Here is a 13354-nt window from a genome sequence, read left to right on the forward strand (position 1 = left end):
CAAAAAGAGCTTGCCTTTGCCTTCGGAGGGCGACACTCTATCCAGCTGAGCTACGGGTGCAGCGCCCCCGCTGCTTAGCCGCAAAAACGCGGCTCTGCAATGGGGTTCAGGCGAAAAGCTCGCGGCAAAAAACAAGCCCGTCGACCAGCGCATCGACCTCGGCGCGGGTGTTGTAAAGGGCAAAGCTGGCCCGAGCCGTAGCGCTGGCGCCAAAGAAATCCAGCAGCGGCATGGCACAATGAGTCCCCGCGCGAACCGCAATGCCGCGCTTGTCGAGGATGGTCGAAATGTCATGCGCATGCGCGCCCTGCATCGTCATCGAGAAGATGGCGCCCTTGTCCGCCGCGTCGCCCTGAACCGACAGCCAGTTCAGACTGCGCAGCCGTTCGCGCGCATAATCACGCAGGTCACGCTCATGCGCGGCGACATTCTCCATGCCCAGCGACATCAGATATTCCAGCGCCGCACCAAGTCCGATCTGATTGACGATACCGGGCGTTCCCGCCTCGAAGCGCAGAGGTGGGTCGGCATAGTCAACAGCATCCCGGGTCACCGTGCGGATCATGTCACCGCCACCCATAAAGGGCCGCATCTCGGCCTGACGCTCGGCCCGGATCCAGATCGCACCCGAGCCCGAGGGGCCATATAGCTTGTGCCCGGTGATGCAGTAGAAATCAACGCCAAGCAACGAAAGGTCCACCGGCATATGAACGGCCGCCTGGCTGCCATCTACCAGAACCGGAACCGAAGTGCTGCGTGCAATCGCCCCCACATCGACAACGGTACCCGTTACGTTCGACATATGGGTGACGGCGATCAGCCGGGTGCGCGGACCGACCGCGGCCAGCACCTTTTCTGCCGGAAGTGAACCGTCGGCCTCGGGCTCAACCCATTTCAGCTGCACGCCCTGACGTTCGCGCAAAAAATGCCAGGGCACGATATTGGCGTGGTGCTCAAGCACCGAAAGCACAATTTCATCCCCGGCCTGCAGGCGCGGCGCGGCCCAGCCGTAAGAGACAAGGTTGATCGCCTCGGTCGAGCCCGAGGCGAAGATCACCTCATCTTCACGCGGGGCGTTCAGGAAACGGGCGATGATGGCGCGGACACGCTCATAATTCTCGGTCGCGAGGTTCGACAGGAAATGCAGGCCACGATGAACATTCGCATATTCGGCCTCATAGGCACGCGTCACCGCGTCGATCACCACGCGCGGCTTTTGTGCCGAGGCGCCGTTGTCCAGATAGACCAGCGGGCGGCCATTCACCTGCCGCGACAGGATCGGGAAATCGGCACGGACCTTTTCGACGTCGAAGCTCATGGTGTCACCTCGGGGACAATGCCGAATGCAGCCGCAAAAAGCGACAGCACAAAGCCAATCAGAAAGATGCTGCCGATCAGCCCCACCACCACCTTGCCGGTGCTGGTAAACCCGTGCAGCGCCTTGGTCATGGTCACGGCAAGATAAAGGAATAGGCCAAAGGCCAGCATCGAAAGCAGCGTGGCCGTGGCGGGAAACAACGCCATCATCACCACCTGCACCGCTTGCAGGCCGACAAGCATCAGCTCGACCCAGCCGACCACCAGCAGCGCATCGGCAAAGTTGCCATGCCCACCGAAAAGCCGTCCGATCTGGGCCACGCACAGCGCCGACAGCACCATGGCGCCAAGCTGGATACCCGCCAAAGTCATCGGCTCGGAAAGCATGCGAGAGACCGGGTTGTCCACCTCGATCGGAAACAGCATCAGGGACAGCCCGGCCAGCAGCGTCGAAAGCGTCACCGCCAGTAACAGCACCATCCAGCGCGCCACCATCGGCAGATCAAGACTACGCAGTACCCGAAGGGCACTTTCGGGGTCGCGCAGCGTCAGAACCGTCAGATCGCCAAGATCACTGAACCTCATCGCCCGCCCGCCAGACTGCGCAGCCCGGCGCCCCAAATGCAAAGGAACCCAAGCCCTGCAAGCGACTGCGTCAGGGTCAACGCCCTGCCCGGCCCCACCAGACCCGCCGTCAGCCCGGCAAGCAACATGGCGGGAGCAACCGCCAACAGTGCCCAGAACAGCGCCAGCCGCGAATCCTGCGGGGCGACTGGCCATGGCGTCAGCCGCGACAGGGCTGCAACCAGCGCCGCAACGCCATAGGCGACCAGCGGCATGATGAACATGACCGCCAGCAAGGCCCCGCCCATACGCGCACCCAAGGGGACATCGGGCTGCAATTGCGCAGCCCGGGCATGGCCCGGTGCCTGCGCGATCAGAAAGATCAGCATCGCCGTCATCAGCACGACGATCAGCACCCGGTCAGGCATGCCGCGCAAGGAAGCAACCACCCTGCCCGGCGCCCACCAGCTTTGCAGGATGCGCGGGACGATGCCAGCCTGGCTCATGCCTTGCCCTGGTTGCCCGCGCGCTGGGTCAGCCAGTCTTCCAGACGGCCGAGGATGTCGTCGCGCAGCCGCTCATCTTCGATCTCTTCCAGAGCATCGGCAAGGAAGGACAGGACCAGCAGCACGATCGCACGCTCTTTCGGCACCCCGCGCGAACGCAGGTAGAAAAGTGCCGTCTCGTCCAGCGCACCGGTAGTCGAGCCATGCGAGCATTTGACGTCATCGGCATAGATCTCAAGCTCGGGCTTGGCGAGGAACTGGCTGCCTTCGTCCAGAAGCAGCCCTTGGCTGATCTGGTAGCCGTCGGTCTTTTGTGCGCCCGGCTTGACAAGAATCTTGCCCTGGAACACGCCTTCGGCACTGTTTTTCAGCACCTTCTTGAACACCTGCCGGCTTTCGCAACGCTCAGCCCCATGGATGATAAAGACGGTGTCATCATGGTGGAAACGGCCGGTGTCGCCATCACCGAGAACGGCAGCGGCGATATGGGCGATCGCGTCATCGCCAGCGATGTCGATCACCGCCTCATTGCGCATCATCCGCCCGTTGACGGTCAGGGCAAAGGACTTGAACAGCGCCTCGCTCTCAACCCGGGCAAAGATATGGCCGATCCCCAGTTTGGGATCATTGGCCCGCTTGGCGCTGACATGGTGGAAACGCGCGCCTTTGCCGACCTCAACCTCCAGCACCACGTTCGAGCGTGCGCCGATGGCCCCGGTCTCAAGCAGGGTCAGTTCTGCCCCCTCCTCAAGCTTGACAACATGGTGCAGGGAGACATCCGCATCCACAGCCGAGCGGTGATAAGTAATGTGAACCGGGCGCCCGATCCGGCCAGTAACCCGGATCAGCACACCATCCGAGGCGGTCAGTGTGTTCAACACCGCAAAGGGACGTTTGACCGGCTGCTGACCAGCCGCCTCAAGCCTGCCATAAAGGCCCGCCGCCCAGTGGTCAGCACGACCCTCGGCCGAAGCGAGGTTCTCAATCTCGACCCCTTCGCCCTCCAGCTTGTCCGAAGCCGCGGCGTCAAAGCGCCCGTCAACAAAGACGAGGTTCAGCCGCTCGATTTCTGTGAACAGCGTCGAGGAATCGCCAGCAATTTCGGCCGCTTCGGGCCGGGCGGCATTAAACAGCGCGGGATCGGTATAGCGCCAGTATTCGTCGCGCGGGCCGGGCAGGCCCATGGCCTGAAGCCGCTGCGCCGCATCCTCGCGCGCAGCGCGGGTAAACCCGCCCTCAGGCAAGGTCAGCACGTCAAGACGCGCAGCCAGCGCGGCATCACCTGGACGAGCCTTGTCGGCACTGGCCGCGGCCTGCGCTGCAAGAACAGCCGTGTCCGCCATTATCCGACCTCCGCCAGAAGATCTCCGTAACCGTTTTGTTCGACCTCCAGCGCCAGTTCAGGACCGCCGGTGCGCACAATACGGCCATTGGCCATGATGTGGACGACATCAGGGCGGATATGGTCAAGCAACCGCTGGTAATGGGTGATGACAAGGAAGGCACGGTCGGGCGAACGCAGCGCGTTGACGCCATCGGCGACCAGCCGCATCGCATCGACGTCAAGGCCCGAGTCGGTTTCATCCAGAATGCACATGCGCGGCTCAAGCACCGCCATTTGCAGGATCTCATTGCGCTTCTTTTCGCCGCCAGAGAAGCCGACGTTGACCGAACGCTTCAGCATCTCGCTGTCGATTTTCAGCGTCTTGGCCTTTTCACGGATCAGCTTGAGGAAATCCGCCGCGCTAAGCTCGGGCTCACCCCGGGCTTTGCGCTGCGCATTGGCAGCGGTGCGCAGGAAGGTCAGGTTGCCAACGCCGGGGATTTCAACCGGGTATTGGAAAGCCAGGAACAGGCCTGCGCTGGCGCGCTGTTCAGGTTCCATTTCCAGCAGGTCCTGACCGCCCAGCCTGGCCGCGCCGTCAGTCACCTCATAGCCGTCACGGCCCGACAGAACGTAGGACAGCGTCGATTTACCCGAACCGTTCGGACCCATGATCGCATGGACCTCACCAGCCGGGACAGTCAGATCGACGCCTTTGAGGATCTGCTTGTCCTCATCCTCAAGCTTGACGTGCAGATTCTTGATTTCCAGCATAGTTCGGTTCCTATTCGACAGTCACGGCGGTGCCCGAGGCGGACACCATCAGCATGTTGTTGATCACTTCATAGTCCAGATCGACGCCGACCACGGCATTGCCGCCCAGTTCGCGGGCGCGGTCCTGCATCTCGGACAAAGCGGTTTCGCGGGCCGAGGCCAGCGCGGTTTCGTAGGCGCCTGAACGGCCGCCCACGATATCGCGAATCCCGGCAAAAAGGTCACGGAAGATATTGGCACCGATGATGGTCTCGCCCGTCACCACGCCATGATAGGCACTGATACGACGGCCCTCGATGGTGGGAGTGGTGGTGACGATCATCCGACCGACCCCTCCAGCGAGATGGCGACCAGCGACTGCGCCTCCATGGCGAACTCCATCGGCAGGGCCTGCAGCACCTCGCGGCAGAAGCCGTTCACCACCAGCGCCACCGCCTCTTCTTCGTCCATGCCGCGCTGACGGCAATAGAAGAGCTGGTCATCATCGACCTTGGAGGTTGTCGCCTCATGTTCGACGCGCGACGAGGTGTTCTTGACCTCGATATAGGGCACGGTATGGGCACCGCATTTGTCGCCAATCAGCAAGCTGTCGCATTGCGTATAGTTGCGGCTGTTCGCTGCACGGGGATGCATCGACACAAGGCCGCGGTAGGTGTTCTGCGCATGCCCGGCAGAAATCCCTTTGGAAACAATGCGTGAGCGGGTGTTCTTGCCAAGATGGATCATCTTGGTGCCGGTGTCAGCCTGCTGATGGTTGTTGGCAATTGCGATCGAGTAGAACTCACCCTGGCTTTCCTCGCCGCGCAGGATGCACGACGGATATTTCCAGGTGATGGCCGAGCCGGTCTCGACCTGCGTCCACATCACTTTGGCCCGCGCCTCGCGGCAGTCGGCACGCTTGGTGACAAAGTTATAGATGCCGCCCTTGCCTTCCTCGTCGCCCGGGAACCAGTTCTGGACAGTCGAGTATTTGACCTCGGCATCCTCCAGCACGACAATTTCGACCACGGCGGCGTGCAGCTGGGCAACGTCGCGCTTGGGCGCAGTGCAGCCTTCCAGATAGCTGACGTAAGAGCCCTTGTCAGCGATGATCAGCGTACGCTCAAACTGGCCGGTGTTTTCGGCATTGATGCGGAAATAGGTCGACAGTTCCATCGGACAGCGCACGCCCGGCGGGACATAGACAAAGCTGCCGTCCGAAAAGACCGCCGAGTTCAGCGTCGCAAAAAAGTTGTCCGACTGGGGCACAACCGAGCCAAGATATTTGCGCACCAGTTCGGGATGTTCGCGGATCGCCTCGGAGATCGAGCAAAAGATCACGCCGGCCTTTGCCAGTTCGTCCTTGAAGGTGGTGCCCACGCTGACGCTGTCAAAGACCGCATCGACCGCAACCTGGCGCGCCTCGGCCGGGGCGCCTTCGGCACCTTCGATCCCGGCAAGGATCATCTGCTCTTTCAGCGGGATGCCCAGCTTTTCATAGGTGGCAAGCAGCTTCGGATCGACCTCGTCCAGCGACCTGGGCTTGACCTCCATGCTTTTCGGGCGGGCGTAGTAATACTGATCCTGATAGTCGATCTCAGGATAGTTCAGCATCGCCCATTTGGGTTCGGTCATGGTCTGCCAGCGGCGGAAAGCCTGCAGGCGCCATTCCGTCATCCATTCGGGCTCTTCGTTCTTTTTCGAGATCAGCCGGACGATGTCCTCATTGATGCCCTTGGGGGCATATTCCATCTCGATCTCGGTATCCCAGCCATATTTATAGGACCCCATGTTCTGCACGGTCTCGACGGTCTCGCGGTCTACGCCCTCGCGGATCTCGATTGCATCGCCGATCTGTTCAGTCATTTCAAACCCTTCCCGCGGTCGCCCGCCGATCATCCCTTTGCCGCCAGCGGTCATAGGCCGCAAGCCAGGCCTCTGCGAAACGCATCACGTCCCGAGCTTCCGTCGTCGGACCGATCGAGACGCGGATCGCATCACCCGCCAATTCCGGCGCGATTCCCATGGCGGTCAGGACCGAGCTTGGCCGGACCTTGCCGGAAGAACAGGCCGAGCCTGCCGAAACGGCAAATCCGGCCAGGTCCATCTGCATCACCTGCGTCTCTCCGCGCCATCCCGGCGTCAGAATCGACAATGTATTTGGCAGGCGACGGGCCTCGCGCCCCGGGAATGTAACCATTTCCGCCCGGGATTCCAGAGCAGCCATCAGGGAATCGCGTAAATGCGACACTTTTTCTCCGATTCCTTGATCCAGATCATTCTGGGCCGCTTTTGCCGCCGCCGCAAAGCCCATGATGCCGATCAGGTTCTCGGTTCCGGCGCGGCGGCCCTGCTCTTGTCCGCCGCCCTTGATGCGCGCCTCGATCTCGGTGCCGCGGCGGACGACCAGCGCGCCAGTTCCACGTGGTCCGCCAAGCTTGTGGGCCGATACAAAGCCCGCCTGAATGCCCAGCCAGTTAAAGGCGAAAGGCACCTTGCCAAAGGCCTGCGTCAGGTCGCTGACCGCCAGCCCGGCCGGCAGGTCCTGCAGAACGCCGGTTTCGGAATTGGCCATCTGCAGTGCCGCACGGGAAGGATCGGACACCGTCACCAACCCCGCTGCGTCGGTATCAAGCACCGCCTCGCACCAGGCCAGAACCGCGGCATGTTCGACCGCAGAGCAGGCAAGCCCGCGCCCCGCCAACACCAGTGCAGCAGCCTCGGTCGCGCCCGAGGTAAAGATCACATCCGCCCCTTCGGCACCAAGTGCCGCCGCGACATCCTCGCGCGCCTGCTCCAGCGCGGCCTTTGCCGCCCGCCCCTCGGCATGGACCGATGAGGGGTTGCCGACAATCTCCATCGCCGCCCGCATCGCCTCGCGCGTCTCGGGACGCAGCGGGGCGGTCGCATTCCAGTCCAGATAGACCCGCTCCATCACCGACCCTCCCCGACAAGCACATCGGCCATGCGCCCGGCCAGGCGGCGCCCGACATCGCCCTTGGACAGGCGCGGCCAGCTTTCTGCCCCCGCCTCCGAGATCAGGGTGATCGCATTCTCTGACCCGCCCATGATCCCGGTCGCCGGGGTGACGTCATTGGCAACGATCCAGTCACACCCCTTGCGCAGCCGCTTGCGGGTCGCGTTTTCCAACACATCGTCGGTTTCGGCGGCAAAGCCCACGACAAGCCGCGGCCTGCCCTGCTGCAACTGACTGATCCACGCCAGAATGTCGGGGTTTTCACTGAACTCCAGTGCCGGAGGCCGTCCAGATCCGTCCTTTTTGATCTTACCCGCCCCGGCATTGGCAACATGCCAGTCCGCCACGGCGGCGGCCATGACCGCCGCATCAGCGGGAAGAGCCGCCTCAACAGCGGCCCGCATCTCGCGCGCGGTCTGAACGGTAATGACCTCAACCCCCTCGGGCGGCGCGGTCTCGGCGGGACCCGTGATAAAGCTGACCCGCGCACCCAAATCGCGCAAGGCGGCAGCAATCGCGGTACCCTGCGCACCGCTTGAGCGGTTGGCGATATAGCGCACAGGGTCGATCGGCTCATGGGTCGGACCCGAGGTCACGATCACATGCTGCCCGCTCAGCCTTTGTGACGGCAGCGAGATTGCGGCTTCGGGTGGCAGGCGCAGGGGCTTTTGCCGACCAAGCGCAGCCCGGATCGCCTCAAGGATCGCCTCGGGCTCGGCCATGCGTCCGGGGCCAAATTCACCGCAGGCCATATCGCCGTCTTCCGGGCCGACAAAACGGATGCCGTCATTCTCTAGCGTCTCAAGATTGCGCTGGGTGGCCGGGTGCTGCCACATGCGCACATTCATTGCCGGGGCAGCCAGCACCGGCTTGTCGGTCGCCAGAAGCAGCGTCGAGGCCAGATCATCGGCCATGCCCGCCGCCATCCGCGCCAAAAGATTGGCAGTCGCGGGGGCGACCACGACCAGATCGGCAGCCCGCGACAGCTGAATATGGCCCATTTCGGATTCACGCGTCAGGTCGAACAGCTCGGTATGGCAAGGGGCTTCGGCCAGCGCCGAAAGCGTCAGCGGAGTGACGAATTCAGCGCCTGCCTTTGTCAGCACCGGGACGACCGAACCGCCCTCTCGCCGGATCATGCGGATCAACTGGGGAATCTTGAAGGCGGCGATTCCCCCGCCGACGATCAGCAATATGCGGCTGCCCTGCATGGTCGCCTCCTGTACCTTGATGGTTGCTTTGCACATAGGCGGATCAGGCGCGCACGACAAGCAAGCGACGACGTTAACTTAACATTAAGACCTGCCGGATTAGACCGTCCCGGATGTGACGCTGGGGGCGCTGATGGCGGCGATTGCATATACCGTTGCCTTCGACGGGACCGAGGCACGGCTGGTCGAGGTGCAATGCTCGGTCTCGCCCGGACTTCCGGGCTTCGGCATCGTCGGCCTGCCCGACAAATCAGTCAGCGAGGCCCGCGAGCGGGTCAAGGCCGCCTTCGGCGCGCTATCAATCGCCATGCCCTCGCGTCGGGTGACAGTGAACCTCTCACCCGCCGACCTGCCGAAAGAGGGTTCGCATTTTGACCTGCCCATCGCTCTTGCCGTGCTGGCGGCGCTGGAGATCGTGCCCGCCGACGCGTTAGAGCGCGTCGTCACCCTTGGCGAGCTCGCGCTGGACGGCCGCCTTGCGCCCATCGCGGGCGCCCTGCCCGCCGCCGTAGCAGCGGCCGAGGACAACCGCGCCTTGCTCGTCCCCCACCCTTGCGGCGCCGAAGCTGCCTGGGTCGATGCTGTACCTGTCTTTGCCCCGCGCAACTTGCGTGAGGCGGTCGATCATCTAAGCGACCGTGCCCCACTTGGCCGCACCGCCGCAGGGACGCTTGCCGAAACCGTTCATGACCTTGACCTGGCCGAGGTCAAAGGACAGGAGCGTGCGCGACGCGCCCTGGAAATCGCTGCTGCCGGGCGTCATCATCTGTTAATGGTGGGACCGCCCGGGGCCAGCAAATCCATGCTCGCCACCCGGTTACCCAGCATCCTGCCGCCCCTGACACCGCAAGAGGCACTGGAAACCTCGGTCATCCAATCAGTGGCCGGCTTATTGTCAGACGGTAAAATCTCACGTGCTGCGCCCTTCTGTCAGCCACATCACACCGCCTCCATGGCGGCGATGGTCGGTGGCGGACGCAATGCCCGGCCCGGGCAGGTCAGCCTTGCGCATAATGGCGTGCTGTTTCTCGACGAACTGCCCGAGTTTGAACGCCGGGTCATCGACGCCCTGCGCGAACCACTCGAAACCGGAGAGATCCATGTCTCTCGTGCCAACGCCCATATCCGCTACCCGGCGCGTTTTCTTCTGGTTGCCGCGGCGAATCCCTGCCGCTGCGGAGACATTGCCGATGCCGCTCGGGCTTGTTCAAAGGCGCCACGCTGCGGAGCGGATTACATGGGGCGGGTCTCGGGCCCGATGATGGATCGTTTCGATCTGCGCATCGAAATGCCTCAGGTCTCGATCGAGGACCTGTCCCTGCCGGCAACAGGCGAGAGCTCTGCCACAGTGGCGGAACGGGTCACCGCCGCGCGAGCCATGCAGACCAAACGCTTTGCTGGCCATCCCAAAGCGCGGGTGAACGCAGACGCATCAGGTCGCCTGCTAGAAGAAATCGCGCCGCTGGACAAGGATTGCCAGTCCTTACTGACCCTTGCAGCCAACCGGCTGGGCCTCACTCCGCGCGGCTATCACCGCATCCTGCGCAGTGCCCGGACCATTGCCGATCTGGATCAATCTGCTGAAATCCGCCAACCGCATTTGGCCGAAGCGCTTTCATATCGCCTGCCTTTCGGCCGCGCAGATTAACAGCCGGCGCTGTTTTTGCAGAAAACAAGAAGTAAGGGGAGAGGTGGTTTGATTAACCTGAACAGGTCCCCTGCATTTTCCAGGTGCTTTTCCGCCTCAGCTACCCCGCCACCGCTTCGGGCATTGGCGGTTTGAAGCAGGCCTGATCGGGAGGGTACCCTACGCCGCCCGCCACCGGGATGTATTCGCCACACGGATCGCGGCGCGCAATACTGCGCCCATGACTACCAGAAACTTTTGCGCAAAAACGGGTCAAGGTATCAATGAGTGACAAGGGCAACTGTTATGATAACCCGGCCGTCGAGAGCTTCTTCAAGTCCCTGAAGGCAGAATTGGTCTGGAGGCGCGCCCGGCGCGACGTCGAAATCGCCCTCTTCGGATACATCAATGGCTTCTACAACCCGCGGCGCAAACACTCAGCCCTCGGCTGGAAATCACCCGCGGCCTGCGAGCAGAGGGCCGCTTAACATGAGCACCTCACCGGAACAGAACCGGGGCAGGTTCAAGGTGCTCATGGGACATCATGTTACGTTTCAAGCTCATCCCTCATGCAGAGTGAACCTGAAACGCTAATGCCGGATCAGCAAAACTTCTCGCGTCCGCATATCTTAAAAATGCCGACGGGACGCAAACAGCCCGCAGTCACTCTGGCCCTTTCTCACCCAATCTCCGCTCGATCGCTTCCCAAATCAACGCTGCCGCATTGATCCCATCAAAGCGCTCCAGCTCTTGAATGCCGGTAGGAGAGGTCACGTTGATTTCGGTCAGCCAGCCATCAATAACGTCGATGCCAGTGAAAATCAGTCCCTTCTCGCGCAGAACCGGACCAATCCGGGTACAAATTTCATGCTCACGTTCCGTTAGTCCGATCTTTTCAGGACGACCGCCCACATGCATGTTTGACCGCGCCTCACCCGCTGCCGGAACGCGATTGATGGCTCCGACCGGCTCTCCGTCGACTAGAATGATACGCTTGTCCCCCTTGACCACGGCGGGCAGATATTTCTGCGCAATGATCGGCTCGCGGCTGTTGGCAAGGAAGGTCTCGACCAGAGAAGAAAGGTTCGGGTCATCCGGGCGCATATGAAAGATGCCGACCCCGCCGTTGCCATAGAGAGGCTTCAGGATGAAGTCCCCATGCCGCTCGCGGAAGGCGCGGATCTGCTCAAGATCGCGGGTAATTAGAGTGGGGGGTGTCAGGTCAGGGAAATCAAGAACGAGCAGCTTTTCAGGGCAGTTGCGTACCCAGAACGGATCGTTGACTACATAGGTATCTGGATGCACACGTTCGAGAAGATGGGTTGTGGTGATATAACCCATATCGAAAGGCGGGTCCTGACGCAGCCAGACCACATCGAATTCCGCTAGATCGACATCGACCCAGTCGCCGAAAGTAACATGGTTCCCTAGCTCACGCCGCAGCGTGATGTGACGGCCGCGGGCCATGATCCGGCCTTCGCTATAGCTCAGCCGATCAGCGGTATATTGAAACAACCGGTGACCACGGACTTCAGCTTCAAGCCCGAGCCGGAAGGTGCTGTCGCCATTAATCGAGACATCCTCGATCGGGTCCATCTGCAGAGCCACATAGAGACTCATCTTATCAACTCCCGCCTGTTACGTGCAGGGTTGTCGCGCGCAAAGCAGAGCTTTGCAAGTCAATGCAGATCAGTTGGCACCAAAGGCGTTCTCGATTATCTCGACACGCCCGAACTGATCGACAAGCGCGGCATCAAACCTCATGGCGGTCAACAGCCCGGCAGGAAGGCGGCCGCAATATTCCAGCGCAGCATTACAGATGCGCGCGATCTGTCTGGCACTAAGCCTGAGCGCCGCCCAATCATGGCTGCGCGACTTCTTGACCTCGACAAAGATGTATTCGTCACCCTTGCTCAGGATCAGGTCGATTTCGCCACTACGCCCGCGCCAGCGTTCAGACATGACCTGATAGCCGCTCTGAGAGTATTCCCGAGCCACCGCCTCTTCTGCAAGCCGGCCAGCGGAGCAGGAAACAGCACCGCGATGGGCATTCCAGCTCATCACCGCGGGGGCGGCCGTTTCAACCTTCTTCCTCATTCCCACTTTCGCCTTCCTTTCTCATTTCCACGGCCAGCGCATAAACCTCGCGCCGGGGCAGACCAAATCGGGTTGCCACCTCTGCAGCGGCCTGCTTGACTGGCAGTTTATCCAGAAGAGCACCCAAGGCGGAACGCAGGCTCGGTTCATCAGCTGCGACCGGCTCTGGCCGCCCGAACAGCACGACGACCTCACCGCGCAGCCCCTCATCAGGGATTCGCGCAAGCAGTTCCGCCGCAGTGCCGTGCATCACCTCTTCGAACTTCTTTGTCAGCTCTCTGCAAATCACCGTAGGACGATTCGCCTCACTCTCGCACAAGTTTTCCAACAATTGCTTAACGCGTCTGGGGCTTTCAAAGACGATCACGGTGGCATCGACCCCTTGCCAGCTTTCGATCCATTTGCGCCGCGCTCCTGCCGCCGCCGGAGGGAACCCGACAAAGAGAAACCTGTCGCTTGGCAGCCCCGACACCGAAAGCGCCGCGAGCGCGGCCGAAGGTCCGGGCAGCGCGCGGACCACAAAACCCGCATCGGCGGCATCCCGCGCAAGGCGGTAGCCGGGATCAGCCACCAGCGGCGTGCCCGCATCCGAGGCATAGGCGACCGACTTTCCCTCGCCCAAGGCGGCAAGAATAGCTGGGCGCTGACGATCAGCGTTGTGATCGTGATAGGCGACAAGCCGGCGCCCGCGCAAAGGAATGCCGTGAATATCCAGCAAATGTCGTAGGTTACGCGTATCTTCTGCGGCAAGAACATCTGCCGCATTCAGCACATCGAGCGCCCTTAGCGTGATGTCCCGCGCCGCCCCGATGGGGGTGGCGACAAGATAAAGCCCGGGCCCGGGGCTTGCCGACGAGACGGTCAGGGACAGCGACCTCGCGCCCGTTCCTGCTGCATTGGCGCTGTATTCCATCGCCGCTTCCTTTCTCATTGCCGGGGCAAGTTGCCATGCCCGGAATATGGCAATAACCTGCCCGC

Annotated in this window: 13 protein-coding genes and 1 pseudogene; 2 read left to right on the forward strand and 12 right to left on the reverse strand. The window is 61.9% G+C overall.

From position 1 onward, the window contains the following. Positions 1–106 precede the first annotated feature (106 nt). The 9 genes from PARACOCCUSGL_RS0108285 to coaBC are packed head-to-tail and all read right to left on the reverse strand — an operon-like array spanning position 107 to position 8652. Positions 107–1318, reverse strand: a complete 1212-nt coding sequence (locus tag PARACOCCUSGL_RS0108285; protein ID WP_010395179.1) for a cysteine desulfurase — start codon at positions 1316–1318, stop codon at positions 107–109. Continuing rightward, on the reverse strand, positions 1315–1902 hold the full coding sequence (locus tag PARACOCCUSGL_RS0108290; RefSeq protein WP_010395181.1) for a YIP1 family protein: 588 nt from the start codon (positions 1900–1902) through the stop codon (positions 1315–1317). Before PARACOCCUSGL_RS0108290 ends, PARACOCCUSGL_RS0108285 begins: the two co-directional genes overlap by 4 nt. Then, positions 1899–2387 carry a hypothetical protein gene (locus tag PARACOCCUSGL_RS0108295; protein WP_010395183.1) on the reverse strand — a complete coding sequence of 163 codons (489 nt, stop codon included), beginning with the start codon at positions 2385–2387 and terminating at the stop codon, positions 1899–1901. The genes PARACOCCUSGL_RS0108290 and PARACOCCUSGL_RS0108295 overlap by 4 nt, the downstream gene beginning before the upstream one ends. Next, positions 2384–3730 carry a SufD family Fe-S cluster assembly protein gene (locus PARACOCCUSGL_RS0108300; RefSeq protein ID WP_010395186.1) on the reverse strand — a complete coding sequence of 449 codons (1347 nt, stop codon included), beginning with the start codon at positions 3728–3730 and terminating at the stop codon, positions 2384–2386. Before PARACOCCUSGL_RS0108300 ends, PARACOCCUSGL_RS0108295 begins: the two co-directional genes overlap by 4 nt. After that, positions 3730–4485, reverse strand: a complete 756-nt coding sequence (gene sufC, locus PARACOCCUSGL_RS0108305) for a Fe-S cluster assembly ATPase SufC (protein WP_010395188.1) — start codon at positions 4483–4485, stop codon at positions 3730–3732. Before sufC ends, PARACOCCUSGL_RS0108300 begins: the two co-directional genes overlap by 1 nt. Before the next feature lie 10 nt (positions 4486–4495). Further along, the gene (locus tag PARACOCCUSGL_RS0108310; protein ID WP_010395189.1) at positions 4496–4807 is read right to left on the reverse strand and encodes a heavy metal-binding domain-containing protein; all 312 of its coding nucleotides are present in this window, start codon (positions 4805–4807) and stop codon (positions 4496–4498) included. Next, positions 4804–6330 carry a Fe-S cluster assembly protein SufB gene (gene sufB, locus PARACOCCUSGL_RS0108315; protein ID WP_029371840.1) on the reverse strand — a complete coding sequence of 509 codons (1527 nt, stop codon included), beginning with the start codon at positions 6328–6330 and terminating at the stop codon, positions 4804–4806. The genes PARACOCCUSGL_RS0108310 and sufB overlap by 4 nt, the downstream gene beginning before the upstream one ends. Before the next feature lies 1 nt (position 6331). After that, positions 6332–7399, reverse strand: coding sequence for a cysteine desulfurase family protein (locus tag PARACOCCUSGL_RS0108320; protein WP_010395193.1), 1068 nt, complete (start codon positions 7397–7399; stop codon positions 6332–6334). Beyond that, complete coding sequence (gene coaBC / locus PARACOCCUSGL_RS0108325; RefSeq protein ID WP_010395195.1) at positions 7399–8652, reverse strand: bifunctional phosphopantothenoylcysteine decarboxylase/phosphopantothenate--cysteine ligase CoaBC; 1254 nt, start codon at positions 8650–8652, stop codon at positions 7399–7401. The genes PARACOCCUSGL_RS0108320 and coaBC overlap by 1 nt, the downstream gene beginning before the upstream one ends. Positions 8653–8785: 133 nt before the next feature. Between coaBC and PARACOCCUSGL_RS0108330 the strand changes: the two genes are divergently transcribed. Beyond that, positions 8786–10300: a YifB family Mg chelatase-like AAA ATPase gene (locus PARACOCCUSGL_RS0108330; RefSeq protein ID WP_029371842.1), complete on the forward strand. Its 1515-nt coding sequence runs from the start codon at positions 8786–8788 to the stop codon at positions 10298–10300. A 162-nt stretch (positions 10301–10462) separates the two neighbouring features. Then, positions 10463–10767, forward strand: a pseudogene (locus PARACOCCUSGL_RS20420) (integrase core domain-containing protein); the annotation flags it as partial. A gap of 175 nt (positions 10768–10942) precedes the next feature. On the opposite strand, the gene gshB reads toward PARACOCCUSGL_RS20420, so the two are convergent. The 3 genes from gshB to rsmI all read right to left on the reverse strand — a co-directional run bounded on the left by gshB (position 10943) and on the right by rsmI (position 13289). Continuing rightward, complete coding sequence (gshB, locus tag PARACOCCUSGL_RS0108340) at positions 10943–11899, reverse strand: glutathione synthase (RefSeq protein WP_010395202.1); 957 nt, start codon at positions 11897–11899, stop codon at positions 10943–10945. A gap of 69 nt (positions 11900–11968) precedes the next feature. Continuing rightward, the gene (locus PARACOCCUSGL_RS0108345; protein WP_010395203.1) at positions 11969–12376 is read right to left on the reverse strand and encodes a YraN family protein; all 408 of its coding nucleotides are present in this window, start codon (positions 12374–12376) and stop codon (positions 11969–11971) included. Further along, positions 12360–13289, reverse strand: coding sequence for a 16S rRNA (cytidine(1402)-2'-O)-methyltransferase (gene rsmI, locus PARACOCCUSGL_RS0108350; RefSeq protein WP_010395205.1), 930 nt, complete (start codon positions 13287–13289; stop codon positions 12360–12362). Before rsmI ends, PARACOCCUSGL_RS0108345 begins: the two co-directional genes overlap by 17 nt. Between the last annotated feature and the right edge of the window lie 65 nt (positions 13290–13354).

Origin of the sequence: Paracoccus sp. TRP (genome assembly GCF_000185925.1) — a bacterium.
Classification (GTDB): Bacteria; Pseudomonadota; Alphaproteobacteria; order Rhodobacterales; family Rhodobacteraceae; genus Paracoccus; species Paracoccus kondratievae.